24 protein-coding genes and 6 tRNA genes are annotated in these 24,199 nt (G+C 66.2%); 26 read left to right on the top strand and 4 right to left on the bottom strand.

Going from position 1 to position 24,199, the window contains the following annotated elements:
* Positions 1-78: 78 nt before the first annotated feature.
* Entirely contained in the window at positions 79-1,887 is a 1,809-nt protein-coding gene (locus tag C693_RS0105175; RefSeq protein ID WP_017461185.1) for an aminopeptidase P family protein, read from the bottom strand.
* A 137-nt stretch (positions 1,888-2,024) separates the two neighbouring features.
* On the opposite strand from C693_RS0105175, the gene cyoA reads away from it, so the two are divergent.
* The 13 genes from cyoA to truD all read left to right on the top strand — a co-directional run bounded on the left by cyoA (position 2,025) and on the right by truD (position 14,481).
* The gene (gene cyoA, locus C693_RS0105170) at positions 2,025-2,954 is read left to right on the top strand and encodes a ubiquinol oxidase subunit II (protein ID WP_083868234.1); all 930 of its coding nucleotides are present in this window, start codon (positions 2,025-2,027) and stop codon (positions 2,952-2,954) included.
* A gap of 3 nt (positions 2,955-2,957) precedes the next feature.
* Positions 2,958-4,979: a cytochrome o ubiquinol oxidase subunit I gene (gene cyoB, locus C693_RS0105165; protein WP_017461183.1), complete on the top strand. Its 2,022-nt coding sequence runs from the start codon at positions 2,958-2,960 to the stop codon at positions 4,977-4,979.
* 3 nt (positions 4,980-4,982) lie between these two features.
* Positions 4,983-5,615 (top strand): cytochrome o ubiquinol oxidase subunit III, encoded by a 633-nt coding sequence (gene cyoC, locus C693_RS0105160; RefSeq protein ID WP_026107199.1) that lies wholly within the window; start codon positions 4,983-4,985, stop codon positions 5,613-5,615.
* Positions 5,615-5,983 (top strand): cytochrome o ubiquinol oxidase subunit IV, encoded by a 369-nt coding sequence (gene cyoD, locus C693_RS0105155; protein ID WP_017461181.1) that lies wholly within the window; start codon positions 5,615-5,617, stop codon positions 5,981-5,983. The genes cyoC and cyoD overlap by 1 nt, the downstream gene beginning before the upstream one ends.
* 240 nt (positions 5,984-6,223) lie before the next feature.
* Positions 6,224-7,900 (top strand): CTP synthase, encoded by a 1,677-nt coding sequence (locus tag C693_RS0105150; RefSeq protein WP_017461180.1) that lies wholly within the window; start codon positions 6,224-6,226, stop codon positions 7,898-7,900.
* Complete coding sequence (gene kdsA / locus C693_RS0105145; protein WP_017461179.1) at positions 7,897-8,727, top strand: 3-deoxy-8-phosphooctulonate synthase; 831 nt, start codon at positions 7,897-7,899, stop codon at positions 8,725-8,727. Before C693_RS0105150 ends, kdsA begins: the two co-directional genes overlap by 4 nt.
* 2 nt (positions 8,728-8,729) lie before the next feature.
* Positions 8,730-9,113, top strand: coding sequence for a hypothetical protein (locus C693_RS0105140; RefSeq protein WP_017461178.1), 384 nt, complete (start codon positions 8,730-8,732; stop codon positions 9,111-9,113).
* Between the two features lie 22 nt (positions 9,114-9,135).
* Positions 9,136-10,449 (top strand): phosphopyruvate hydratase, encoded by a 1,314-nt coding sequence (eno, locus tag C693_RS0105135; RefSeq protein WP_017461177.1) that lies wholly within the window; start codon positions 9,136-9,138, stop codon positions 10,447-10,449.
* Positions 10,450-10,465: 16 nt separating this feature from the next.
* Complete coding sequence (gene ftsB / locus C693_RS0105130) at positions 10,466-10,792, top strand: cell division protein FtsB (RefSeq protein ID WP_026107197.1); 327 nt, start codon at positions 10,466-10,468, stop codon at positions 10,790-10,792.
* The gene (gene ispD, locus C693_RS0105125; protein WP_017461175.1) at positions 10,789-11,499 is read left to right on the top strand and encodes a 2-C-methyl-D-erythritol 4-phosphate cytidylyltransferase; all 711 of its coding nucleotides are present in this window, start codon (positions 10,789-10,791) and stop codon (positions 11,497-11,499) included. The genes ftsB and ispD overlap by 4 nt, the downstream gene beginning before the upstream one ends.
* 4 nt (positions 11,500-11,503) lie before the next feature.
* Positions 11,504-11,977 carry a 2-C-methyl-D-erythritol 2,4-cyclodiphosphate synthase gene (gene ispF / locus C693_RS0105120; RefSeq protein WP_017461174.1) on the top strand — a complete coding sequence of 158 codons (474 nt, stop codon included), beginning with the start codon at positions 11,504-11,506 and terminating at the stop codon, positions 11,975-11,977.
* Positions 11,974-13,428, top strand: coding sequence for a magnesium transporter (gene mgtE, locus C693_RS0105115; protein WP_017461173.1), 1,455 nt, complete (start codon positions 11,974-11,976; stop codon positions 13,426-13,428). The genes ispF and mgtE overlap by 4 nt, the downstream gene beginning before the upstream one ends.
* Positions 13,429-13,464: 36 nt before the next feature.
* Positions 13,465-14,481 (top strand): tRNA pseudouridine(13) synthase TruD, encoded by a 1,017-nt coding sequence (truD, locus tag C693_RS0105110; protein ID WP_017461172.1) that lies wholly within the window; start codon positions 13,465-13,467, stop codon positions 14,479-14,481.
* A gap of 9 nt (positions 14,482-14,490) precedes the next feature.
* Here truD and C693_RS0105105 read toward each other — a convergent pair whose 3' ends face one another.
* On the bottom strand, positions 14,491-15,042 hold the full coding sequence (locus C693_RS0105105) for a Smr/MutS family protein (protein WP_017461171.1): 552 nt from the start codon (positions 15,040-15,042) through the stop codon (positions 14,491-14,493).
* Positions 15,043-15,197: 155 nt separating this feature from the next.
* Between C693_RS0105105 and surE the strand changes: the two genes are divergently transcribed.
* The 4 genes from surE (at position 15,198) to C693_RS0105085 (ending at position 18,243) form a co-directional block, all read left to right on the top strand.
* Positions 15,198-15,977 (top strand): 5'/3'-nucleotidase SurE, encoded by a 780-nt coding sequence (gene surE / locus C693_RS0105100; protein WP_017461170.1) that lies wholly within the window; start codon positions 15,198-15,200, stop codon positions 15,975-15,977.
* 3 nt (positions 15,978-15,980) lie between these two features.
* Complete coding sequence (locus C693_RS0105095; RefSeq protein WP_017461169.1) at positions 15,981-16,661, top strand: protein-L-isoaspartate(D-aspartate) O-methyltransferase; 681 nt, start codon at positions 15,981-15,983, stop codon at positions 16,659-16,661.
* On the top strand, positions 16,661-17,266 hold the full coding sequence (locus C693_RS0105090) for a YqaA family protein (protein ID WP_017461168.1): 606 nt from the start codon (positions 16,661-16,663) through the stop codon (positions 17,264-17,266). The genes C693_RS0105095 and C693_RS0105090 overlap by 1 nt, the downstream gene beginning before the upstream one ends.
* Positions 17,267-17,328: 62 nt before the next feature.
* Positions 17,329-18,243 (top strand): peptidoglycan DD-metalloendopeptidase family protein, encoded by a 915-nt coding sequence (locus tag C693_RS0105085; protein WP_241762634.1) that lies wholly within the window; start codon positions 17,329-17,331, stop codon positions 18,241-18,243.
* Between the two features lie 17 nt (positions 18,244-18,260).
* On the opposite strand, the gene C693_RS0105080 is transcribed toward C693_RS0105085, so the two are convergent.
* Both C693_RS0105080 and yhbY read right to left on the bottom strand, forming a co-directional pair.
* Complete coding sequence (locus C693_RS0105080; protein WP_017461165.1) at positions 18,261-18,638, bottom strand: Mth938-like domain-containing protein; 378 nt, start codon at positions 18,636-18,638, stop codon at positions 18,261-18,263.
* Complete coding sequence (gene yhbY, locus C693_RS0105075) at positions 18,638-18,934, bottom strand: ribosome assembly RNA-binding protein YhbY (RefSeq protein WP_017461164.1); 297 nt, start codon at positions 18,932-18,934, stop codon at positions 18,638-18,640. The genes C693_RS0105080 and yhbY overlap by 1 nt, the downstream gene beginning before the upstream one ends.
* 81 nt (positions 18,935-19,015) lie before the next feature.
* Here yhbY and rlmE point away from each other — a divergent pair, with 81 nt between their 5' ends.
* From rlmE to tig, 9 genes are all read left to right on the top strand, one after another.
* Positions 19,016-19,666 carry a 23S rRNA (uridine(2552)-2'-O)-methyltransferase RlmE gene (gene rlmE / locus C693_RS0105070; protein WP_026107195.1) on the top strand — a complete coding sequence of 217 codons (651 nt, stop codon included), beginning with the start codon at positions 19,016-19,018 and terminating at the stop codon, positions 19,664-19,666.
* The gene (gene ftsH / locus C693_RS0105065) at positions 19,663-21,597 is read left to right on the top strand and encodes an ATP-dependent zinc metalloprotease FtsH (RefSeq protein ID WP_017461162.1); all 1,935 of its coding nucleotides are present in this window, start codon (positions 19,663-19,665) and stop codon (positions 21,595-21,597) included. Before rlmE ends, ftsH begins: the two co-directional genes overlap by 4 nt.
* A 230-nt stretch (positions 21,598-21,827) precedes the next feature.
* A tRNA-Arg gene (locus C693_RS0105060) sits at positions 21,828-21,904 on the top strand.
* 170 nt (positions 21,905-22,074) lie between these two features.
* Positions 22,075-22,151: transfer RNA gene (locus C693_RS0105055), tRNA-Pro, on the top strand.
* Positions 22,152-22,176: 25 nt separating this feature from the next.
* Positions 22,177-22,253: transfer RNA gene (locus tag C693_RS0105050), tRNA-Arg, on the top strand.
* Positions 22,254-22,268: 15 nt separating this feature from the next.
* Positions 22,269-22,345 (top strand) — tRNA-His (locus C693_RS0105045).
* Between the two features lie 14 nt (positions 22,346-22,359).
* Positions 22,360-22,435: transfer RNA gene (locus C693_RS0105040), tRNA-Lys, on the top strand.
* A gap of 251 nt (positions 22,436-22,686) precedes the next feature.
* Positions 22,687-22,771: transfer RNA gene (locus C693_RS0105035), tRNA-Leu, on the top strand.
* An 85-nt stretch (positions 22,772-22,856) separates the two neighbouring features.
* Positions 22,857-24,149, top strand: coding sequence for a trigger factor (gene tig, locus C693_RS0105030; RefSeq protein WP_017461161.1), 1,293 nt, complete (start codon positions 22,857-22,859; stop codon positions 24,147-24,149).
* The last annotated feature ends 50 nt before the right edge of the window (positions 24,150-24,199 follow it).

The raw sequence follows: 24,199 nt of genomic DNA, 5'->3' as shown, positions 1-24,199 counted from the left end.
GCGTCGGCAGGGTCAAGCCGGCCGGTCGCGGAGGGCAGAGCATGGCGGCGTGGCGTCTCGCCTGCCGAGACGAGCCGGTTACAGTGGTGCGCAGTGGCGTTCCAGCCAGGCCAGGTCGGCGTCGTCCAGCAACGGGGCGAGTGCGGCACGCACTGTGGCGTGGTAATCGTCCAGCCAGGCGCGCTCCTCCGGGTTGAGCAGATGCGGCTCCAGCGCGCGACGGTCGAACGGACACAGGGTCAGTGTCTCGAACGCGAGGAAGTCGCCGAATTCGGTCTGTTCGGCCTCGACCACCACGGCCAGGTTCTCGTGGCGGATGCCGTGGCGCGCCGGCTTGTACAGGCCGGGCTCGATCGAGGTGATCATGCCCGGCTCGAGCGCGACCAGCGCCCCGCCGGCCACCGGCGGGCGGATGCCGTGCGGCCCCTCGTGTACGTTGAGAAAGTAGCCCACGCCATGGCCGGTGCCGTGGCCGTAGTCCATGCCGGCGGCCCACAGCGGGGCGCGAGCCAGCGCGTCGAGTTGCGGGCCGTTGGCGCCTTTCGGGAAGCGTGCCCGCGACAGGGCGATCATGCCCTTCATCACCAGGGTGGCATCGCGGCGCTGTTCGGCGGTGGTCTCGCCCAGTGCCAGCACACGGGTGATGTCGGTGGTGCCGCCGAGATACTGGCCGCCGGAATCCACCAGCAGCAGGCCCTTGCGGGCCAGTGCACTGTGGTGCTCGGGCGTGGCGCGGTAGTGCGGCAGTGCGCCGTTGGCCTGGTAGCCGGCGATGGTGGCGAAGCTTTCGCCGATGAAGTTCGGCTGGGCGGCGCGCTCCTCGCGAACCAGTGCATCCACGTCCAGTTCGGTCTGCGTCATGCCGGCGGCAAGGCGCTCTTCCAGGCGCCGGAACGCGCGAACCAGCGCAGCGCCGTCACGGCGCATGGTGTCGCGGATGTGCTCCAGTTCGGCCTCGCTCTTGCGGGCCTTCATGGCGGTCGAGGGGTTGGCTGCCTCGATCCGCTTCACCGCTGCCGGAACCGCGCCGGCGACCGCGCAAACCACCTTGCCCGGATCCTGCAGCAGCACGTCGGTGCCGCCCAGTTCGCCCAGCGTGTCGGTGACGGTGGCGTAGTCGGCGATGCCGATGCCGTCGCGGGCAAGGGCGCCGACCAGCTTGTCACTAAGCTTTCCGCGGTCGACGAACAGGGTTGTTTGGCCTTCGGCCTCTACCAGCAGGTGGGCGAGAAACACCGGGTTGCACTCCACGTCGCTGCCGCGCAGGTTGGTCAGCCAGGCGATGTCGTCCAGGCTGGACACCAGGTGATGCGTGGCGCCTAGTTTGCGCATCGCGGTGCGCACGCGTCCGAGCTTGTCGCTGCGTGGGGTGTGGGCCCAATCCGGCGCATGCTCGAACACCTGGGCACGGGGCAGGGCCGGGCGGTCGGCCCAGATGGCGGCTGGGAGATCCAGGTCGGTGCGCAGGGTAACGCCGACCTCGTCGAGCAGGCGCGCGATCTGCCGCTGGCCCGCCACGGAGAGGCTGTCGCCCGCCACGGCGACCACGTCGCCCCGGTGCAGGTGCTGCTGCAGCCAGGTCAGGTGTTCCGGGGCGTGGGCCACCTTCTGCTTCATCAGCGTGATGGAGCTGCCCGCCAGTTGTTGCTCGGCCTGCGAGAAGTAGCGCGAGTCGGTCCAAAGACCGGCGTGATCGCCGGTGACCAGTAACGTGCCGGCCGACCCGGTGAAGCCGGACAACCATTCGCGGGCAGCCCAATGTCCGGGCAGGTACTCGGAAAGATGGGGGTCGGCGGTGGGAACGAGGCAGGCGGCGATGCCGTTGGCACGCATCGCCTGACGCAGGGCGGACAGCTTGTCGGAAGAGGGTTTGGACATGCGCGCCATGGTAGCAGCGAGCCCCCACGCACCGGGCGTGCCAGCAAGATCTTGCTGCGGCGCGACATTGTGTCTCAGGGGTACGGAAATGGCTGTCGAGGCCATTAACCTTGCCGCACCCGAAGTACGCAAGACACCCCCGTCCCGTGAAACTCAAAGCAGTGATCCCCCGCCTGCGTTATGCAGGTGCGAGCGCGTTTTTGTTCCTCGCCGGCTGCAGCACCGAGGTGCTGAATCCCAAGGGCGACATCGGCGCGCAGGAAAAGTCCCTGATCCTCATTGCGCTTGGCCTGATGGCGATCGTCGCCGTGCCGGTCATCGTGATGACCCTGGTGTTCGCCTGGCGCTACCGCGCCGGCAACAAGAAGGCGCGCTATGCGCCGAACTGGTCGCACTCCACTGCCATCGAGGTGGTGGTGTGGTCGGTGCCGGCGGTGATCATCGCGATCCTCGCGGCGATCACCTGGCACACCTCGCACACGCTCGATCCCTACAAGCCGCTCGCCTCCAAGGCCAAGCCGGTGACCATCGAGGCGGTGGCGCTGGATTGGAAGTGGCTGTTCATCTACCCGGACCAGGGCATCGCCACGGTCAACGAGATCGCGTTCCCGACCGACGTGCCGGTGAACTTCCACATCACCTCCGATTCGGTGATGAACGCGTTCTTCATTCCACAGCTCGGCAGCCAGATCTACGCCATGGCGGGGATGGAGACCCAGCTGCACCTGATCGCGCGTGAGCCGGGCACTTATGCGGGCCTGTCGTCCAATTACAGCGGCGCGGGCTTCTCGGACATGCACTTCCAGGCGATCGCCACCAGCCAGCAGGGCTTCGATGCCTGGGTGGCCAAGGTCAAGGCGCAGGCCAAGACGCTAGACAACACCACGTACGAGGCGCTGGCCAAGCCGAGCGAAAAGAACCCGGTGGCCTATTACGGCCAGGTCTCGCCCGGCCTGTTCGCCGGCGTGATCGGCAAGTACATGGGCGACACGCCGCTCGGCGGCCAGTGCGCCGGCAAGCAGGCCCAGGTCGCGGCGCTTCCCTCGAATCACACGCACGCCAAGGCTGCGGAGTAAGGCATGTTCGGAAAACTCACCCTCTCTGCGATCCCGTTCGACCAGCCCATCATCATGGGCACCCTGCTCATGGTGATGCTGGGCGGTGCGGCCCTGCTGGGCTTCGTCACCTACCAGCGCAAGTGGGCCTACCTGTGGTCCGAGTGGTTCACCACGGTGGACCACAAGAAGATCGGCATCATGTACATCATCATGGCGCTGGTGATGCTGCTGCGCGGCTTCGCCGACGCGATCATGATGCGCACCCAGCAGGCGATGGCCTCGGCGGACGCGGCAGGCTACCTGCCGCCGCACCACTTCGACCAGGTGTTCACCGCGCACGGCGACATCATGATCTTCTTCATGGCGATGCCGTTCATCACCGGCCTGATGAACCTGGTGGTGCCGCTGCAGATCGGTGCGCGCGACGTCGCCTATCCGTTCCTGAACTCGCTCAGCTTCTGGCTGACCGCCGGCGGCGTGGTGCTGATCATGGCCTCGCTGTTCATCGGCGACTTCGCCGCGACCGGCTGGCTGGCCTATCCGCCGCTGTCGGAGCTCAAGTACAGCCCGACCGTCGGTGTGGACTACTACATTTGGTCGCTGCAGCTGTCGGGTCTCGGTACGACGCTGTCCGGCATCAACTTCATCGTGACCATCCTCAAGATGCGCGCGCCGGGCATGACCCTGATGAAGATGCCGGTGTTCACCTGGACCGCGCTGGTCACCAACATCCTGATCGTGGCGGCGTTCCCGGTGCTGACCGTGGCGCTGGCGCTGCTCGGCGCCGACCGCTACCTGGGCATGCACTTTTTCACGAACGACGCCGGCGGCAACGCCATGATGTACGTGAACCTGATCTGGATCTGGGGCCACCCGGAGGTCTACATCCTGATCCTGCCGTGCTTCGGCGCGTACTCGGAGATCATCGCCACGTTCTCCGGCAAGCCGCTGTTCGGCTACAAGTCGATGGTGTACGCCACCGCGGCGATCGGCGTGCTGTCGTTCCTGGTGTGGCTGCACCACTTCTTCACCATGGGCTCGGGCGCCAGCGTCAATGCCTTCTTCGGCATCATGACGATGATCATTTCGGTGCCCACCGGAGTGAAGCTGTTCAACTGGCTGTTCACCATGTACCGCGGCCGTGTGCGCTTCACCGTGCCGGTGCTGTGGACGATCGGCTTCATGGTCACCTTCGTGATCGGCGGCGTGACCGGCGTGCTGATGGCGGTGCCGGGCGCGGACTTCGTGCTGCACAACAGCCTGTTCCTGATCGCCCACTTCCACAACACGATCATCGGTGGCGTGGTGTTCGGCTGCCTGGCGGCGATGAACTACTGGTTCCCGAAGGCGTTCGGTTTCAAGCTCGCCGAGCGCTGGGGCAAGGCCTCGTTCTGGTGCTGGCTGGTGGGTTTCTACGTGGCCTTCATGCCGCTGTACATCCTCGGCCTGAAGGGCATGACCCGGCGCATGAACCATTACGCCAACCCGGACTGGCAGCCCTATCTGATCGTCGCCCTGATCGGCGCGGTGATCATCCTGTTCGGCATCTTCTTCACCGTGCTGCAGCTGTACGTGAGCGTGCGCGACCGCGTGACGCTGCGTGACCCCAGTGGCGATCCCTGGGGCGGCCGGACCCTCGAGTGGTCGACCAGCTCGCCCGCGCCTTTCTACAACTTCGCCGTGCTGCCGCAGGTGCGTCAGCTCGATCAGTTCTGGACCGACAAACAAGACGGAGTGGCCTATATGCGCCCGAATCGTTACGAAGACATCCATATGCCCCGCAATACCGGCGTCGGCGTGTTCATGGGCCTGTTCGGCGTGGTCCTTGGCTTCGCCCTGGTCTGGCACATCTGGTGGATGGCCGCGCTGGGCCTGGCCGGCATGGTCGGCAGCTTCCTGGTCCGCGTCTACGACCGCGACATCGATTACTGGGTGCCGGCGGCCGAGGTCGAGCGCATCGAGCGGGCGCGTCTGGCTCCGCTGCAGAAGGTGGGCCTGGTCAAGGTCGCGCTGCCGGCCGACGACGAGCAGAAGGCGGCGTAATCCATGTCGCAGGCTGCAATGAGCGCCACGGCGGACGGGATGCATATCCCGGCCGCCCACGGCCACGATCACGGGCACGACGACGGATCCAAGACCCTGCTGGGGTTCTGGATCTACCTGATGAGCGATTGCCTGATCTTCTCGGCGTTGTTCGCCACCTTTGCCGTACTGGCCAACGCCACCGCGGGCGGTCCGACCGGCAGGGAGCTGTTCGAGCTGCCGTACGTGCTGGGCGAAACGGCCCTGCTGCTGGTGTCCAGCTTCACCTTCGGCCTGGCGATGCTCAACATGCATGCCGGCCGTCGCCAGCGGGTGATGGCTTGGCTGGTGGCTACGTTCGTGCTGGGCGCCGGCTTCATCGGCATGGAAGTGCATGAGTTCGCGCACCTGATCCACGAGGGCGCCGGCCCGGACCGCAGTGCATTCCTGTCGGCCTATTTCACCCTGGTCGGCACCCATGGTCTGCACGTGACCGCCGGCCTGTTGTGGCTGGTGGTGATGATGGACCAGGTCCGTCGCCGCGGACTCAACGACGACACCCGTCGTCGCCTGTCCTGCCTGAGCCTGTTCTGGCACTTCCTCGATATCGTGTGGATCTGCGTGTTTACCTTCGTCTATCTGCGGGGGGCGATCTGATGGCCGCTTCCAACCATGTCTCCCACGACCACGGGCACGAGGATGCCCACGGCAGCCTGAAGTCGTATGTGGTCGGCTTCGGCCTGTCGGTCCTGCTTACGCTGGCCTCGTTCGGCACGGTGATGAGCGGGGTCGTGCCGCATCACCTGATGATGCCGGGCATCGTGCTGTTCGCCGTGGCCCAGTTGCTGGTGCAGCTGGTGTTCTTCCTGCACATGGGGACCTCGCCCGGCAAGCGGGGCAACCTGACGATCATGCTGTTCACCATGCTGATCCTGGCGATCGTGGTAGTCGGCTCGCTGTGGGTGCTGCACAACATGAATGCCAACATGATGCATCCGACCTTCCCGCAGGTACCGACGGAGTAGGCTGCCCCGGCGCATCCGCTCCCGGGCAGGCCCGGGATGATCGACGACGAAGCCGGCTCCGTGCCGGCTTCGTCACGTCAGGGCAGGGTGCCGGTCGTTCCGGGAAAGGAGTCGGTGGGAGGCGGGTTGGGCGTTCCCGGGGCGGGAAAGTTGAACAGGACAGTCAGCTGGTACCCCTGTGGCTCTCGCAGCCAGCCCGTTCTTCCCGTAAAATGCCGATTTCCAGCACGGCTGCATCCCATGACCCCCCTGATTTTCGTCACCGGCGGTGTGGTGTCCTCGCTCGGCAAGGGCATCGCCGCGGCGTCGCTGGCTTCCATCCTGGAAGCGCGTGGCCTCTCGGTCACCATGATGAAGCTGGATCCCTACATCAACGTGGATCCAGGCACGATGAGCCCCTTCCAGCACGGCGAGGTCTACGTCACCGACGATGGTGCCGAGACCGACCTGGACCTGGGTCACTACGAGCGCTTCGTCCACACCCGCCTGACCGGCAAGAACTCGATCACCACCGGCAAGATCTACGAGTCGGTGATCCGCAAGGAGCGCCGCGGCGACTACCTGGGCGCCACCGTGCAGGTGATCCCGCACATCACCGACGAGATCAAGCACTGCATCCACGAGGCCACCCGCGGCTTCGACGTGGCGCTGGTGGAGATCGGCGGCACGGTCGGCGACATCGAGTCGCTGCCGTTCCTGGAGGCGATCCGCCAGCTGCGCATCGAGCATGGGCCGGAGAAGTGCCTGTTCATGCACCTCACCCTGGTGCCGTACATCCGCGCCGCCGGCGAGATCAAGACCAAGCCGACCCAGCACTCGGTGAAGGAGCTGCGTTCGATCGGCATCCAGCCGGACATCCTGCTGTGTCGCTGCGAAGAGCCGCTGCCGGAAGGCGAGCGCCGCAAGATCGCGCTGTTCACCAACGTGCCCGAGAACGCCGTGATCAGCGCGGTGGACGTGGACGTGATCTACAAGACCCCGCTGTGGCTGCACAGCCAGGGCCTGGACGACATCGTGGTGAGGAAGCTCGGCCTGGACGCCAAGCCGGCCGATCTCAGCGGCTGGCAGCGCACGGTCGACGCCGTGCTGCATCCGAAGGACGAGGTCACCATCGCGATCTGCGGCAAGTACGTCGAGCACAAGGACGCCTACAAGTCGCTGGGCGAGGCCCTGCGCCACGGCGGCATCAAGCAGCAGACCCGCGTGAACCTGCAGTGGATCGATTCGGAGCAGATCGAGGCCGAGGGCGCCGCCAAGGTGCTCGGCCACGTCGATGCGATCCTCGTGCCGGGCGGCTTCGGCAAGCGTGGCTTCGAGGGCAAGGTGCTGGCGGCGAAGTACGCCCGTGAGCACCGCGTGCCGTACTTCGGCATCTGCTACGGCATGCATGCCGCGGTGGTCGATTTCGCCCGCCATGTCGCGGGCCTGGCCGACGCCGACTCCAGCGAGAACGACCGCCACACGGGCAACCCGGTGATCGCCCTGATCACCGAATGGACCACCGCCACCGGCGAGGTGGAGCAGCGCACCGAGCGCTCCGACCTCGGCGGCACGATGCGTCTGGGGGCGCAGGAGTGCCGGCTGAAGTCCGGCACGCTGGCGCGCGAGCTCTACGGCCAGGACGTGGTGCGCGAGCGTCATCGCCATCGCTACGAGTTCAACAACCGCTACCGCCAGTCGTTCGAGGACCTGGGCCTGGTGATTTCCGGCAAGTCGATGGACGACCTGCTGGTGGAGATCGTCGAGCTGCCGCAGCAGAAGCACCCGTGGTTCCTGGGCTGCCAGGCGCATCCGGAATTCACTTCGACTCCGCGCGACGGCCATCCGCTGTTCATCGGCTTCGTGCGTGCGGCGCGCGAATACAAGGCGGTGGAGAGCGCCGAGCGTCTCGCCACGGTGAAGGAGTCGGTGGCATGAAACTATGTGGTTTCGACGTCGGCCTCGACCAGCGGCTGTTCCTGATCGCCGGGCCCTGCGTGGTCGAGTCCGAGCAGCTGCAGCTGGACGTGGCCGGCAGGCTGAAGGAGATCACCGGCCGGCTCGGCGTGAACTTCATCTTCAAGTCCAGCTTCGACAAGGCCAACCGATCCTCCGGGCAGAGTTTCCGCGGCCCGGGCATGGAGGAAGGCCTGCGCATCCTCGGCGAAGTGAAGCGGCAGATCGGCGTGCCGGTGCTCACCGACGTGCATGAATACACCCCGATGAACGAGGTGGCGGCCGTCGTCGACGTACTGCAGACCCCGGCCTTCCTGTGTCGGCAGACCGACTTCATCCAGAACGTGGCCCGCGCCGGCAAGCCGGTGAACATCAAGAAGGGCCAGTTCCTCGCGCCGTGGGACATGAAGCACGTGGTGGCCAAGGCCAAGGCGGTCGGCAACGATGACATCATGGTCTGCGAGCGTGGTGTCAGCTTCGGCTACAACAATCTGGTGTCGGACATGCGCTCGCTGAGCGTGATGCGCGACACCGGCTGCCCGGTGGTATTCGATGCCACCCACTCGGTACAGCTGCCGGGCGGGCAGGGCACCAGCTCCGGCGGCCAGCGCGAGTTCGTGCCGGTGCTGGCGCGTGCGGCGGTGGCGGTGGGCATCGACGGTCTGTTTGCCGAGACCCACCCCGATCCGGACAAGGCACTCTCCGACGGCCCGAATGCCTGGCCGCTGGGCAAGATGGAAGCGCTGCTGGAAACCCTGCTCGAACTCGATGCCGTGACCAAGCGGCACGGTTTCCTCGAGCAGGCCTGAGCATGGCGGAACTGCAGGGACCGGCTCCGATCCCGCCGCCGCGCTCCGCGGTTCCGCCCGCTCCCGCTCCGCGTCATTCCGGGCTGGGCATCGCTTCGTTCGTGCTGGCGTCGATCGGTTTCGTCGGCATGTTCGCCACCTTCGCCGTGGCCGGGGCGCTGCGCGCCAGCGGTGTCCCGACCGGGGCCGACGATCCGGCTTCGATCCTGGTCGGCCTGGCGGTGATTCTGATGGGGCTGGTTTCGCTGATCGCCGTCGGTCTCGGCTTTGGCGGACTGTTCCAGACTGGCCGCCGCAAACTGTTCGCCTCGCTCGGCCTGGGCATCGCCGTTTTCACGGTGCTGTCCACCGCCGGCCTGATTATCCTTGGCATGTCCCGTTCCTAACCCTGTACAGGTAGACCCCACCATGAGCACCGAGATCACCCGCATCCACGCCCGCGAAATCCTCGACTCCCGCGGCAATCCCACGCTGGAAGCGGAGGTGAGCCTGGCCGGCGGTGGTTTCGGTCGTGCGGCGGTGCCGAGTGGCGCCTCGACCGGCACCCGCGAGGCGGTGGAGCTGCGTGACGGTGACAAGGCGCGCTACCTGGGCAAGGGCGTCAAGACCGCGGTCGGTCACGTCAACGGCGCCATCGCCAGCGCGCTGAAGGGCTTCGACGCAGCCAACCAGGGTGGCCTGGATGCCAAGCTGATCAACCTCGACGGCACGCCGAACAAGGGCAAGCTGGGCGCCAACGCGCTGCTCGGCGTGTCGATGGCCGCCGCCCACGCCGTCGCCGCGCAGCGCAAGCAGGCGCTGTGGCAGTACCTGGCCGGCATCAACGGCACCACCGGCGAGCCGGGTGCGCTGCCGGTGCCGATGATGAACATCATCAACGGCGGTGCCCATGCCGACAACAACGTGGATGTGCAGGAATTCATGGTGCTGCCGGTGGGCGCATCCAGCTTCGCCGAGGCGCTGCGCGCCGGCGCCGAGATCTTCCATGCGCTGAAGAGCGTGCTCAAGGGCAAGGGCCTGAACACCGCCGTGGGCGACGAGGGCGGCTTCGCGCCGAACCTGCGCTCCAACATCGAGGCGCTGGACACCATCCTCGAGGCGATCGACAAGGCCGGCTACAAGGTTGGCAGCGAGATCCTGCTGGGCCTGGACGCGGCCAGCTCGGAGTTCTTCAAGGACGGCAAGTACGACCTGGAAGGCGAGGGCAAGGTCTACACCCCCGAGCAGTGGGTGGACGTGCTGGCCAGCTGGGCCAAGCAGTACCCGATCGTCACCATCGAGGACGGCATGGCCGAGGGCGACTGGGCCGGCTGGAAGCTGCTCACCGACACCATCGGCAAGAACGTCCAGGTGGTCGGCGACGACCTGTTCGTCACCAACCCGGCGATCTTCAGGGAAGGCATCGACAAGGGCATCGCCAACGCGATCCTGATCAAGGTGAACCAGATCGGCACGCTGTCCGAGACGCTCGAAGCCATCGCCATGGCCGATGCGGCCAGGTACGGCGCGATCATCTCGCACCGCTCGGGCGAGACCGAGGACACCACGATCGCAGATATCGCGGTGGCGACCACCGCAACCCAGATCAAGACCGGCTCGCTGTGCCGCACCGATCGCGTGGCCAAGTACAACCAGCTGCTGCGCATCGAGGAAGCGCTGGGGGCGGCGGCCCGGTATGCCGGTCGCGACGCCTTCCCGAGCCTCGGCCGCCTGCCTGGCTGAGCCGGAACCCGCCGCCGTGTTGCGCTGGGTCGCGCTGATCCTGATCGCATTGCTGATCGCTCTGCAGTTCAAGCTGTGGAGCGACGCGGGCGGCATGCGCGAGGTCGATACCCTGCGTGCGGCGGTGAAGAAGCAGACCGACGAGAACCAGCGCCTGCAGCAGCGCAACCAGGCGCTCGCCGCCGACGTCACCGACCTGAAGAGCGGCGAACAGGCCGTCGAAGCGCGCGCCCGCGCCGAGCTTGGTCTGATCAAGCCGGGCGAGACCTTCTACCAGGTGGTGGAAGGGCCCGCCGCCGCGGGCTCCGCAGCGGCGGCGCCGGCCAGCAGCGGAACGCCATGAGCGCACCGGGCCTGTGGTGCGTGGTCCCGGCGGCCGGGCGTGGTCTGCGCGTCGGTGGCGATCGGCCCAAGCAGTACCTGCCGATCGGCGGCCGGCTGCTGATCGAGCACACGCTGGACCGGCTGGCGCGGCATCGGCGCGTCGCCGGTCTGATGGTGGTGCTCTCGCCGGGCGACGAGCTCTGGCCGGGGTTGTCCAGCCTGCGCGGAAAGCCGATACAGACGACTGCCGGCGGTGCCGAACGCTGCGACTCCGTGCTGGCGGGGCTGCAGGCCCTGCCGCCCGGGGTCGGTGAGGCCGAGCACGTGCTGGTACATGATGCTGCCCGGCCCTGCGTCCGGCTGGACGACATATCCCGATTGATCGAGCTGGCTGGCACAGGGGAGGGCGGGCTGCTCGGCGCACCGCTGCGCGATACGCTCAAGCGGGCGGACGAAGTCGGCCGCAGCGCGCTCACCGAGCCACGCGACCAGCGCTGGCGGGCCTTCACGCCACAGATGTTCCGCCGCGGAGCACTCTCGGCGGCCTTGCGCGAAGCGTCACGTCGAGGCGTTACCGTCAGCGACGAGGCGATGGCGATGGAGCTGGCGGGTTACGCGCCATTGCTGGTGGAGGGCGCGGAAGACAACATCAAGGTGACCACCGCGGCGGATTTCGCGCTGGCCGAGTTCCTGCTCGGGCGCACGGCGCCGGCGGATGAGGAGTGACACGGTGAGGATTGGACAAGGTTTCGACGTGCACGCATTCGGCGAGGGCGATTTCGTCACCCTCGGCGGTGTGCGCGTGCCGCACGACCGTGGTCTGGTCGCACACTCGGACGGCGACGTGGTGATCCATGCGTTGTGCGATGCGATCTTCGGCGCGCTGGCGATGGGTGACATCGGCAAGCACTTTCCCCCGTCCGACCCGCAGTGGCGCGATGCCGACAGCCGGCAGTTCCTGCGTCATGCCGCGCGGCTGATGAAAGAACAGGGCTACCGGCTAGGCAACGCCGACGTCACCGTGATCGCCGAGGCGCCGAAGGTCGGCCCTCATGCGCAGCAGATGCGCGAGTACCTGGCGGCCGACCTGGGCTGCGGTATCGACCGCATCAGCATCAAGGCGACCACCACCGAGAAGCTTGGCTTCACCGGTCGCGGCGAAGGCATCGCCGCCCAGGCCTGCGTACTGCTGGAACGCACATGAGCGAGATCGAGGCTCGCGGCGCCGGCCAACGGCTGCAGGAGCAGCTGGACACCATCGTCGACCTGTTGCGCCAGCAGCAGCGGATGCGCGATGAACTCGACGCGCTGCGCGATGCCGATGCCGATCCGGTGGCCCGTGCGCCGATCGCCGAGGCCCTGAAGGACAGCGGCGAGGTGCTGCAGCAGCAGCTCGAGCCGCTGCATCCGGCCGACATCGCCTTCATCCTCGAGTCGCTGCCGCTGGACGAGCGTCTGGCCGTCTGGCAGCGGGTGCGCTCGGACCGCGACGGCGAGATCCTGCTGGAAGTGTCCGACGCGGTCCGCGAATCGCTGATCGCGGACATGGACCAGGGCGAGATCATGGCCGCGGTCGAGCCGCTGGACGCCGACGAACTGGCCGACCTGGTCGAGGACCTGCCGACCGAAGTGCTGCCCGAGCTGATGGCCAGCCTCGACGCGCAGCAGCGCGAGCAGCTGCAGTCGGCGCTGTCCTACGAGGACGACCAGATCGGCGCGCTGATGGACTTCGAGATGGTGACGATCCGCGAGGACGTCAGTCTGGAGACCGTCCTGCGCTACCTGCGGCGTTTCGATGAGCTTCCCCCACAGACCGACAAGCTGTTCGTGGTCAACAGCGACAACGTGCTGACCGGCGTGCTGCCGCTGCACTGGTTGCTGGTCAATCCGCCCGACCGGATGGTCGGTGAGCTGATGGCGCCGGACGTCAACACGTTTCACCCGGGTGATGACGCCTACGAGGTGGCCCAGGCATTCGAGCGCTACGACCTGGTGACCGCCCCGGTGGTCGACGAGGGCAATCACCTGATCGGGCGCATCACCATCGACGCGATGGTCGACGTGATCCGCGAGGAGGGCGAGAGCGAGTCGCTCAGCCGCGGCGGCCTGCGCGAGGAAGAAGACATCTTCGCCTCGATCTGGGCCTCGGTGCGCAACCGCTGGAGCTGGCTGGCGATCAACCTGGTGACCGCGTTCCTGGCGTCCCGCGTGATCGGCCTGTTCGAGAATTCGATCGAGAAGCTGGTGGCGCTGGCCACCCTGATGCCCATCGTCGCCGGTATCGGAGGCAACTCGGGCAACCAGACCATCACGATGATCGTGCGTGCCTCGGCATTGGACCAGGTCAATCCCAATGCGATCCGCCGGCTATGGCAGAAGGAGCTGGGCGTGGCGCTGTTCAACGGCCTGATCTGGGGCGGGGTGATCGGCGCCGTTGCGGCGCTGCTGTACGACAGTCCGATGCTCGGCCTGGTCATGACCGCCGCCATGACACTGAACCTGCTGTTGGCGGCGTTCATGGGCGTGGGTATCCCGATGGCGCTGATCCGTCTGGGGCGCGATCCGGCGCTGGGTGCCAGCGTGTTCCTCACCTTCATGACCGACAGCGGCGGCTTCTTCATCTTCCTTGGTCTGGCCACGCTGTTCCTGATGTAACGCTTTCCTGCATGCCGGCGCGGCCGGCGGAGTGCCATGTCCGTTTCCGAATTGCCCACCGCCTACGGCCCGGTGCCGCTGACCGCCCGGCTGCGCGCCACGCCCGAGGATTTCCAGGTCGAGGAACTGCTCGGCTACGACGCCGATGGTGCCGGCGAGCACGCCCTGCTGTGGGTGGAGAAGCGCGGCGCCAACACCGACTGGGTGGCCCGGGAGCTGGCGAAGTTCGCGGGCGTGCCACCGGTCAACGTGGGCTATGCCGGGTTGAAGGATCGCCATGCGGTCACCCGCCAGGCGTTCTCCGTGCAGCTCCCCGGGCGCGCGGATCCGGACTGGTCGGCCTTCCCCTACGAGGAGGTGAAGGTGCTTACCGCCACGCGCCACGGCCGCAAGCTCAAGCGCGGCGGTCTGCGCGGCAACCGCTTCGTGATCGTCCTGCGCGAAGTCCGGGGCGACCGCGAGACGGCCGAGCGGGTGCTGCAGCAGATGTCCGCGCGAGGGGTGCCGAACTATTTCGGCGAGCAGCGTTTCGGTCGGGAGGGTGGCAACCTGGCCCAGGCCCGAGCGATGTTCGCCGGGCGTCGGGTCGACCGCGACAAGCGCAGCCTGCTGCTCTCAGCTGCGCGCTCGCAGATCTTCAACAGCGTGCTGGCCGAGCGGGTGGAGCAGGGCAACTGGGACACCGCATTGGAGGGCGAGATCTGGGCGCTGGCGGGGTCCCGCTCCTGGTTCGGCCCGGAGCCGTTCGATGCGGTGCTGGCCGGGCGGCTGGCGCAGGGCGATATCCATCCGACAGGTCCGTTGTGGGGTGAGGGCGATCCGGCCTCGCAGGGTGCGGTGGCTGAGCTGGAGCAGCGCATCGCGGCCGGCTGGCAGGATCTTGCCGATGGATTGACCGCTGCGCGGATGAGTCACGACCGGCGTGCGCTACGCCTGCTGCCCGCCGGGCTGGCCTGGAACTGGCTATCTGCGGACGCGCTCGAGCTGCGCTTCGAGCTGCCGGCGGGCGCCTATGCCACGACGGTGATCCGCGAGCTGGCCACGATCGGCTGAGTGCCGCCGCTAGCGGCGTGCCGCCAGCAGTACAACCACCGCTCCGGTGCCGCCTTGCGCCGGACGTGCGGAGGCGAAGGCGATCACGTCCGCGCGCCGGCGCAGCAGGCGGTCGGTCAGTGCCTTGAGCACCGGGCCGGCGGATTTGGAGCGCAATCCCTTGCCATGCACGATGCGCACGCAGCGCAGGCCCCGTTCCTTCGCCTCGGCCAGGAAATCGGCGATGCTGGCCTGTGCTGCCGCGGCGTTCATGTGGTGCAGGTCCAGGTCGTCCTGCACGCTGAACTGGCCGCGCTTGAGCTGTTTGAGCAGTTTCGGCGGGTAACCGTCCTGCAGGAAGCCCAGTTCCTCGCCGACCTCCATAAGGGCGGGATCGAAGGCCATGTCGAGCAGTTCGCCGGGCACCGCCGCCTCGTCTGCCTCCAGCATCCGTGCCCGCGGCTCCGGGCGCGGGCCTGCCTGCGGAGCCGGTTCGGCCTCCAGCCGGCGGACCTCGCCGATCGCCTCCCGGAACAGGCGAGCGTCGTCCTCGGTGACCGTGATGGGAGCGCGGCGCTTCATGCCGCCATGCTAACGAATGGACTTCGATCCGGGACAGCCTGTTCGGCCGGTTTTCTCGTGAAACAGGTTGGCCGCTCGGTTAGACTCGAAGCCCTGCACTTGGTGGCGCAGGCCGGTTTGGCGACGCCCCGTTCACGGCCATTCGACGGAACAGCATGCGAGTCCTGGTAAGCAACGATGATGGCGTGGATGCACCGGGCATCCGCGTGCTCGCCGAGCGCCTCGGCGCGGTGGGGAAAGTAACCGTGGTGGCGCCCGACCGGGATCGCTCCGGTGCCAGCAACTCGCTTACCCTGGACGCTCCGATCCGCGTCGCCCGCATGGACAACGGCTACTACCGCGTTGCCGGGACGCCTACCGACTGCGTGCATCTTGCACTGTCAGGCCTGCTCGACGAGGAGCCGCACATCGTCGTTTCGGGAATCAACAATTCGGCCAACCTCGGCGATGACGTGATCTATTCCGGCACCGTGTCGGCCGCGATGGAGGGACGCTTCCTCGGCCTGCCGGCGATCGCCGTGTCGCTGGTCAGCAAGGATCACCGGGGCGAGCATTACGAATCGGCCGCGCGGGCCGTGCGCCTGCTGATGGAGCGCCTGCTGGTCGATCCGTTGCCGGCCGACACCATCCTCAACGTCAATGTGCCGGACCTCCCCTGGGAGCAGATCCGCGGTTTCGAGGTGGCCAGGTTGGGCAAGCGTCATCGGGCTGCGGCGTGCATCGAGCAGAACGACCCCCGCGGGCGCCCGATCTGGTGGATCGGGCCGGCAGGCCCCGCCGAGGACGATGGCCCCGGCACCGACTTCGATGCCGTGCGACGCGGCTATGTCTCGGTGACGCCGATCCACGTCGATCTCACCCGCTACCAGGCGCTGGACAAGGTGAGCGGCTGGATGCAGGCAATGAGCGATGCGATCGACGACGAGGCAGCCTGAGCGATGAACATCCATCCGCTGCCGCCGTCGGCACTCAAGGGCGAGGGCATGACCTCGCAACGCGCGCGGGACCGCCTGGCCGCCACTCTGAAGGAGAGCGGCATACAGGATGCCCGCGTGATCGACGTGATCCGCAATCTGCCGAGGCATCACTTCATCGACCAGGCGCTGCATTCGCGCGCGTACGAGAACACCGCGCTGCCGATCGGCCATGGCCAGACCATCTCCCAGCCCTGGGTAGTGGCGCGGATGACCGAGGCACTGCTCGAGTTCGGCATGCCGCAGAAAGTGCTGGAGATCGGCACCGGCTCCGGCTACCAGGCGGCCGTGCTGTCCGCGCTGGTGCCGCAGGTCTACACCGTCGAACGGATCGAGGAACTGCTTCGCCAGGCGCGTCGCCGCTTCCGTCAGCTGGGTATCACCAACCTGCGCTCGCGTTATGACGACGGCAAGCTGGGTTGGCCGGACGAGGGGCCGTTCGATGCGGTGATCCTCACTGCCGCAGGCGATGCGATTCCCCACGCCATCCTCGATCAGATGACGCCGACCGGCGTGCTGGTGGCCCCGGTCGGGTCGCCGAGCAGCCAGACGCTGATACGCATGCGCGGTGACGGGAAGGGCGACTTCGTGCAGGAGGAGCTCGGCCCGGTGAGCTTCGTGCCGCTGCTGGGGGGCATCGGCTGATGCGATTGTTCGGCGCGCTGTATGCGCGGGCGCTGGTCTGGGCGCGCCATCCCCGCGCGGTGCCCTACCTGTGTGGACTGAGCTTCATCGAGGCTTTCATCTTCCCGGTGATGCCGGAGGTGATGCTCGCGCCGATGATGCTGGGACGTCGGCACAAGGCTTTCTTTTACGCCAACATCAGCCTGCTGTTTTCCCTGCTCGGCTCGCTGGTCGGCTATGCGTTGGGGCACTGGGCGTACCAGGGCATCCACCCGCTGCTGAGCCCCGGCATGCAGCAGACCATCGGTACCTGGGTCGGGCACCTGCGGGACGACATGAACCGGCACTGGCTGGCCATGCTCGGCGCGTTGATGCTCGCCGCGCTGCAGCCGGTGATCCCGATGAAGTTCGTGACATGGGCTGCCGGCATCGTCGGCGTGCCGCTGCTGCCGTTCCTCGCCTGCATGGCCGTGGGTCGCGGCAAGCGGGTCTGGCTGCTGGCGCTGTTGGTGCGGCTGGTCGGCGAGCGTGCCGAGCAGGTGTTGCATCGGAACATCGAGCGGATCGGCTGGGCGACCGTGGTCATTCTCGCGGGGCTGGGCGCGTGGTGGGTCCTGTGGCGTTGAGCGTCCGGTTTGCCGCTGACCGTGCATGGGCAGGCCGGGCCGGCATCGGTATGCTTCGGGGCATGAAAGGACATCTCCAGGCGTTCGGGTTGGCGGCCGCGGCCTGTCTGTTGGCGGCGTGCGGGACACCCCGTTCGGTCGTGGTGCAGCCGACCAGCCGGAGCGCTCCGTCGTATCGGGCTCCATCCCGCGTCATTACTCATCCCGGCGCGTCCGGCACCTACCGGGTGGAGAAGGGCGACACGCTGTACTCCATCGCTTTCCGCCACGGCAAGGACTTCCGCGACGTGGCGCAGTGGAACGGAATCTCGGCGCCGTACACGATCTGGCCCGGGCAGGTGCTGCTCATGCACCCCTCGGGCGCGAGCAGCAAGTCCCGACCGGCTGAGCCGGCGCGTTCCGTCGCCCGCGCACCGGAGCGCACCTCATCCGCATCCCGCGCTGAAGTACCGACGGTCGCCAGAGCACCCGTGGCACCCGCCACTGCACATTCCGCCTCCGTGCCTGCTGCGGGTGATGCGGTTCCGGTAGCGGGCGAGGCTGCGGTCCAGAGCCCGGCTCCGCCGCCTGCCCCAGCCTTGCCGCCCGGCGGGTCTCGCCGGGTCAGTGGCATCGCCTGGCGCTGGCCGGCGGACGGCACCGTGATCAAGGGGTTCCAGAGCGGCGACGCGATCCCCGGGATCGAGATCGGCGGGCGCGCGGGAAGCCCGGTCCGGGCTGCCGCCGATGGCGTGGTGGTCTACAGCGGCAACGGGTTGGTGGGCTATGGGGAGCTCATCATCGTCAAGCACAACGACGACTTCCTTTCTGCCTACGGGCACAACCGCAAGCGCCTCGTGAAGGAGGGGCAGCGGGTGTCCGCCGGCCAGGTCATCGCGGAGATGGGGTCGACCGGGGCCTCGCAGGACGAACTGCAGTTCCAGATCCGCCGCAATGGCAATCCGGTCAATCCCATGGACTTCCTGCCTGCCCGCTGAGCAGGCGCGGAACCCGGTCAGTTGCCCGGAAGAATGAAGCAGGCCACGACTCGGCGGCCCTCGGCGGCGAGCAGGTCGTAGGTGCGGGCGGCCGCAGCGTTGTCCATCACTTCGATGCCGATACCCTTGCCCAGAAAGGCGGCAAGGAAGGCCATCGGCGGGAATACCTGGTGCTCACCGCTGCCGAGCAACACCAGTTCAGGCTGCAGTCCGAGCACCGTCTCGGCGTGGGAGGTGGCCAACATCCGGGCGTCAGCGACGGGCCAGTCCTCCAGCAGCCGATCCGGGGCCAGCACGAAGCTGGCGGCGATCTCCCGGTCGACCACGGTAATGCTCCTCGCGGCGGTACGCCGTACGAACAGGAAGGAGCCGGGCAGGTCGAGCGAGAGATCCATCAGCGCGGCAGGGCAAGCTTCGGGTCGTCGGCGTTGCGACGGAACAGCACCACGATGTGGCCGATCTCCTGCACGTTCTCCGCGCCGGTGCCCTCGATGAGGAAATCGATCTGTGACTGGCGCTCGTCCTTGTCACCGCCGGAGAGCTTCACCTTCACCAGCTCATGGTGGTCGAGCGCCTGGCCCAGTTCCTTCACCACGGCCTCGGTCGCTCCCTTCGCTCCGAGCAGGATCACGGGGTTCAGATCGTGGGCGAGGCTGCGCAGGTAGCGCCGCTGGGAGGGGGACAGGGCCATGGGGACCGATGCTCGATTCGCGGTTGCAGGACCGCAAAGGTTATCATGCCGACCGTTTCCGTATCTGTGGTGTTGCCGGTCATGTCCCGCAGCAAAAGCAGTTCCCGCTGGCTGCGGGAGCATTTCGACGACGTGTATGTGAAGAAGGCGCAGGCCGAGGGCGTGCGCTCGCGTGCCGTCTACAAGCTGGAGGAGCTGATCGAACGCGACCACCTGCTCAAGCCCGGCATTTCCGTGGTCGACCTCGGGGCGGCCCCGGGGGGCTGGTCGCAGCTGGTGCGGCAGCGGCTGGGCGATACCGGCCGTGTCGTGGCGCTGGATATCCTGCCGATGCAGGGCATCGCGGGGGTCGAGTTCCTGCAGGGCGACTTCCGCGAGGCGGACGTTTTGTCGCAACTGGAGGCCATGCTGGACGGAAAGAAGCTCGATCTTGTCCTCTCGGACATGGCCCCCAATATGAGTGGCGTGGCCTTGGCCGACCAGATCCGGTCCATGGATCTGGCTGAACTGGCGCTGGATTTCAGCAAGCAGTGGCTCAAGCCTGGCGGGTCGTTCCTCATTAAGCTGTTCCAGGGAACGGGCTTCGACGATTACCTGCGTAGCTTGCGTGCGGACTTTTCGCGCGTGACTATGCGTAAACCTAAGGCTTCCCGCGCGCGTTCGCGGGAGGTATACGCGCTGGCAACGGGGCTCAAGGCTCCGGGCGCGCAACCGGGCGGAAACCGCGCATGAACGAGATGGCGAAAAACCTGTTGCTCTGGCTGATCATCGCGGTGGTGCTCATCGCCGTGTTCCAGAGCTTCAACCCGCACGGTGGTGCCGCTTCGGATCTACCGTACAGCGCGTTCGTGCAGAACGTCGACAACGGCAACGTATCCAGCGCCACGATCAGCGCGGAGAACCCCGCGACCATCAGCGGCAAGCTCAAGGATGGAAGCAGCTTCCGGACCGTGGCGCCGGTTCTGGGCTTTTCCACCAATTCAGTGGTCAAGCAGATGCAGGAGAAGGGGGTGGAGGTCCGCCAGGATGCCGCTCCCGGGTTCTCGTTGATGAACCTTCTGATCAGCTGGCTGCCGGTGATCCTGATCGCGGCGGTGTTCATCTGGTTCATGCGACAGATGCAGTCCGGCGCTGGCGGACGCGGAGCGATGAGCTTCGGGCGCTCCCGCGCCAAGCTGCAGGGCGAAGACCAGGTCAAGGTGAATTTCTCCGATGTGGCCGGTTGTGACGAAGCCAAGGAGGAAGTGGGCGAGTTGGTCGAATTCCTCCGCGACCCGGGCAAGTTCCAGAAGCTCGGTGGCAAGATCCCGCGCGGCGTCCTGATGGTCGGTCCCCCGGGTACCGGCAAGACGCTGCTGGCCAAGGCGATCGCCGGAGAGGCGAAAGTACCGTTCTTCTCCATCTCCGGCTCGGACTTCGTCGAAATGTTCGTGGGTGTGGGTGCCAGCCGCGTTCGCGACATGTTCGAGCAGGCCAAGAAGCATGCTCCCTGCATCATCTTCATCGACGAGATCGACGCGGTCGGTCGCCACCGTGGCGCCGGTCTGGGAGGCGGTCACGACGAGCGCGAGCAGACGCTCAACCAGCTGCTGGTCGAGATGGATGGCTTCGAAGGTACCGAGGGCATCATCGTCATCGCCGCGACCAACCGGCCCGACGTGCTCGATCCGGCACTGCTGCGGCCGGGCCGCTTCGACCGCCAGGTGGTGGTCGGACTACCGGACGTGAAGGGCAGGGAGCAGATCCTCAAGGTGCATCTGCGCAAGGTTCCGATGGCCAGCGACGTCGACCCGATGGTGATCGCTCGTGGTACGCCAGGCTTTTCGGGTGCGGACCTGGCCAACCTCGTCAATGAGGCAGCCCTGTTTGCCGCGCGCGAAAACGCGCGTGAGGTCCGTATGACGCACCTGGACAAGGCTCGCGACAAGATCCTCATGGGCGCCGAGCGGCGCTCCATGGCGATGAGCGAGGACGAAAAGAAGCTTACGGCCTACCACGAGGCAGGACATGCGATCGTGGGTCGCCTCGTACCCGAGCATGACCCGGTCTACAAGGTGACGATCATTCCGCGTGGTCGGGCGCTGGGTGTCACCATGTATCTGCCGGAGAATGACAAGTACAGCATCAACCGGGTCGCGATCCAGTCGCAGTTGTGCTCCCTCTACGGCGGGCGCGTCGCCGAAGAGATCATTTTTGGTGCGGACAAGGTGACCACTGGCGCCTCCAATGACATCGAGCGCGCCACCAAGATGGCCCGCAACATGGCCACGAAGTGGGGTCTGTCGGACGAGCTCGGTCCCATTACCTATGGTGAGGACGAGGACGAGGTGTTCCTCGGGCGTTCGGTAACCCAGCACAAGAGCATCTCCAACGAGACGGCGAGCAAGATCGACGCTGTCGTGCGGGGCATCCTGGACAGGGCCTATGCGAGAACCAGGCAGCTGCTTACCGAGAACATCGACAAGCTCCATGTGATGGCCGAAGCGCTGCTCCAGTACGAGACCATCGATGCGCATCAGATCGATGAGATCATGGCCGGCCGCGTTCCCGGTCCGCCAGCGGACTGGAACAAGTCGGGAGGCTCCTCCGGTCCGGTGCCACCGCTGCCGCCGCGAGGGGACGCCGGGTCCACCAAGCTGGGCAATCCCGCCATCCAGAGTTGATCGTCGGCGCGCGATGGATACGGACGCGCCGCGGTCACTCGCGGCGCTTCTCGTTTGGACGGCCAAACGTTGCAGATCTGGTCATCGAGTTACCGGTCGGTCCCGAGGAAGACGAAAAATTTTTGCAAAAAAGTGTTGACGCCTGCGCGCTGTATCTGAATAATTCCGCTTCTCGGTTCGGCGCCTCTCGCAACGCTTGAGACGCTGGTGAATCAAAAGTTTTGAAGTGTGCGCCCGTAGCTCAGCTGGATAGAGTACCTGGCTACGAACCAGGCGGTCGGGAGTTCGAATCTCTCCGGGCGCGCCAACTTCAGGACGGGAGTCACCGCTAGCGGTGGTTTCCAGTTCGCGGGGCAGAACATCGCACTGCGGCCAGGCAAGTTTCTAGTCTGGTGTGCTCGAATACGGATTGACTGGACGGTACGTCACCCGTAGCATTCGAGAGCTTCGCGTAGCGATAGTGATCGGTGTCTCTGGCGGGGTATAGCTCAGTCTGGTAGAGCGTTGCGTTTGGGACGCAAAAGTCGGGGGTTCGAATCCCTCTGCCCCGACCACGCTGGGCTCTGCCATGCGGTGACTGCGCCTGTAGCTCAACCGGATAGAGCATCGGCCTTCTAAGCCGACGGTTGCAGGTTCGAGTCCTGTCGGGCGCGCCAACAAACAGTTTTATGGTGGGCGTAGCTCAGCTGGTTAGAGTCCCGGATTGTGATTCCGGATGTCGTGGGTTCGAATCCCATCGCTCACCCCAAATTTGAAGTTTCAGGGCCGTTAGCTCAGCTGGTAGAGCAGTTGACTCTTAATCAATTGGTCGTAGGTTCGAATCCTACACGGCCCACCAATTCGCAAGACGCCGGTCGGAAACGACCGGCGTCTTTGCTTGTGGGGCCGGTGGTCGCATCCATGCCTGGAATGAGCCCGCGGGCGCTTGTACTGCGGGCTTGCAGGATCCTAGAATAGCGGGCTTTCGCGTAAGGGAATCATCGACTTAGCAGCACAAGGCAGGGTGGGCGAGACAGCTTGCGTTCCGCTTCCTGCGGGCTTGCGAATTGTTTTGCAAATCCATGGCTTGCGGCGCTTGGTAGGCGGCTTGCGAAAGTGGCGGAACTGGTAGACGCACCAGATTTAGGTTCTGGCGGGTAACACCGTGCGGGTTCGAGTCCCGCCTTTCGCACCATCCCTTGTTTGTTCAGTTGTGGCGGCTGCCGGCCGCCTTGGAGCCTGTGACAGGCCCCATTACCCAGGAAAATCCAGGAGTCGTCATGCAGGTTTCGGTTGAGAACGTCGGCAAGCTCGAGCGCAAGCTCACGGTGAAATTTCCCGCAGAGCGCTTCGAGTCGCAGGTCAGTGCGCGCATCGCGGAGATGGGCCGTACCGTCCGGCTGAAGGGCTTCCGCCCCGGCAAGGTGCCGACCACCGTGATCCAGCAGCGTTTCGGCGCTCAGGTCCGTGGCGAGGTCCTGTCTGACCTGATCGGGACCACGCTGCGCGAGGCGTTCGACCAGGAGAACCTGCGGCCGGTGGCGAACCCGTCGGTAGATACCACCGGTACTCCGGAGAATGGCGAGATCTCCTACACCGCCACTTTCGAGGTGATGCCGGAGTTCCCGAGCATCGACGTAGCCGCCCTTGCCGTCCAGCGCCCGGTTTCGGAAGTGACCGAGGCCGATATCGAAAAGATGATCGAAACCCTCCGCCAGCAGCGTCGCTCCTTCGACGAGGTCGAGCGCGCGTCCGCGGAAGGCGACTTCGTGATGTTCGAATACTCCGCCGAGGCAGGTGAATACCGCTTCCCGTCCGAAGGTCTGGAGCGGGCGGGCAGCGTGCTCGGCTCGGGCACCCTGTTCAAGGCGCTCGATGACGCGCTGACCGGCCGCAGCGCGGCTGAGGAGTTCAGTGCCGACATCGATTTTCCCGCTGACTTTCGCAACGAAAACCTCGCTGGCAAGACCGCGAAGGTGGCTTTCAAGGTCATCAAGGTTCAGGAACCGAAGCTGCCTGAGGTCGATGCCGAGTTCGCCAAGCTTTTCGGTATCGTCGATGGTGATCTCGAGACCTTCCGCAAGGAAGTTCGGGCCAACCTTGAACGTGAGCTCAAGGCGACCCTGATGGGGCGCCTGAAGGCCGAGGTTGCCGAGAAGCTGGCCGACACCTATGCAGAGGTCGACGTGCCGAACCTGATGGTTCAGTCGGAGGCCCGCGCGCTCGCAGCCGGAAGTGTGCCGAAGGGGCAACAGCCCCCGCCGCAGCTCATCGATGCCGCCATGCCAATGGCGCGCAAGCGGGTGCTCGCCGGCCTGCTGATGGGTGAGATCGCCCGCAAGAATGAGCTGGTGGTCGATCGCAAGCGTGTGGCCGAGCAGCTTGCGGCCATCGCCTCGACCTACGAGGAGCCGGAGCAGGTCATTGAACTGTACAACTCGGACCCCCAGTTGATGTCCGGGCTGCAGAATCGCGTGATGGAAGACCAGGTGGCCGAGTGGGTGGCGGAGCATGCCAGCACCACGGTCCAGAACCTGAGCTTCGACGAGGTCATGCGCCCGGCGGGTGCCTGAGTCGCGTATTCTCGGGTAGTACGTTCAGGCCAATGGCTGGAGAGATGACC

Source organism: Dyella ginsengisoli LA-4, from assembly GCF_000334915.1.
GTDB lineage: Bacteria > Pseudomonadota > Gammaproteobacteria > Xanthomonadales > Rhodanobacteraceae > Dyella_A > Dyella_A ginsengisoli_A.
The sequence above is the reverse complement of the archived record's forward strand: the minus strand, read 5'-3'. Positions and strand labels throughout refer to the sequence as shown.

Excerpts from the sequence above, each read along its gene's own strand:
- ftsH (WP_017461162.1), top strand. The coding sequence starts at position 19,663 with ATGAACGAGATGGCGAAAAACCTGTTGCTCTGGCTGATCATCGCGGTG.
- C693_RS0105140 (WP_017461178.1), top strand. The coding sequence starts at position 8,730 with ATGGCGGAACTGCAGGGACCGGCTCCGATCCCGCCGCCGCGCTCCGCG.
- rlmE (WP_026107195.1), top strand. The coding sequence starts at position 19,016 with ATGTCCCGCAGCAAAAGCAGTTCCCGCTGGCTGCGGGAGCATTTCGAC.
- tig (WP_017461161.1), top strand. The coding sequence starts at position 22,857 with ATGCAGGTTTCGGTTGAGAACGTCGGCAAGCTCGAGCGCAAGCTCACG.
- kdsA (WP_017461179.1), top strand. The coding sequence starts at position 7,897 with ATGAAACTATGTGGTTTCGACGTCGGCCTCGACCAGCGGCTGTTCCTG.
- mgtE (WP_017461173.1), top strand. The coding sequence starts at position 11,974 with ATGAGCGAGATCGAGGCTCGCGGCGCCGGCCAACGGCTGCAGGAGCAG.
- C693_RS0105150 (WP_017461180.1), top strand. The coding sequence starts at position 6,224 with ATGACCCCCCTGATTTTCGTCACCGGCGGTGTGGTGTCCTCGCTCGGC.
- C693_RS0105085 (WP_241762634.1), top strand. The coding sequence starts at position 17,329 with ATGAAAGGACATCTCCAGGCGTTCGGGTTGGCGGCCGCGGCCTGTCTG.
- ispD (WP_017461175.1), top strand. The coding sequence starts at position 10,789 with ATGAGCGCACCGGGCCTGTGGTGCGTGGTCCCGGCGGCCGGGCGTGGT.
- eno (WP_017461177.1), top strand. The coding sequence starts at position 9,136 with ATGAGCACCGAGATCACCCGCATCCACGCCCGCGAAATCCTCGACTCC.
- C693_RS0105175 (WP_017461185.1), bottom strand. The coding sequence starts at position 1,887 with ATGGCGCGCATGTCCAAACCCTCTTCCGACAAGCTGTCCGCCCTGCGT.
- yhbY (WP_017461164.1), bottom strand. The coding sequence starts at position 18,934 with ATGGCCCTGTCCCCCTCCCAGCGGCGCTACCTGCGCAGCCTCGCCCAC.
- C693_RS0105095 (WP_017461169.1), top strand. The coding sequence starts at position 15,981 with ATGAACATCCATCCGCTGCCGCCGTCGGCACTCAAGGGCGAGGGCATG.
- cyoD (WP_017461181.1), top strand. The coding sequence starts at position 5,615 with ATGGCCGCTTCCAACCATGTCTCCCACGACCACGGGCACGAGGATGCC.
- truD (WP_017461172.1), top strand. The coding sequence starts at position 13,465 with ATGTCCGTTTCCGAATTGCCCACCGCCTACGGCCCGGTGCCGCTGACC.
- surE (WP_017461170.1), top strand. The coding sequence starts at position 15,198 with ATGCGAGTCCTGGTAAGCAACGATGATGGCGTGGATGCACCGGGCATC.
- C693_RS0105105 (WP_017461171.1), bottom strand. The coding sequence starts at position 15,042 with ATGAAGCGCCGCGCTCCCATCACGGTCACCGAGGACGACGCTCGCCTG.
- C693_RS0105080 (WP_017461165.1), bottom strand. The coding sequence starts at position 18,638 with ATGGATCTCTCGCTCGACCTGCCCGGCTCCTTCCTGTTCGTACGGCGT.
- cyoC (WP_026107199.1), top strand. The coding sequence starts at position 4,983 with ATGTCGCAGGCTGCAATGAGCGCCACGGCGGACGGGATGCATATCCCG.
- cyoB (WP_017461183.1), top strand. The coding sequence starts at position 2,958 with ATGTTCGGAAAACTCACCCTCTCTGCGATCCCGTTCGACCAGCCCATC.
- C693_RS0105090 (WP_017461168.1), top strand. The coding sequence starts at position 16,661 with ATGCGATTGTTCGGCGCGCTGTATGCGCGGGCGCTGGTCTGGGCGCGC.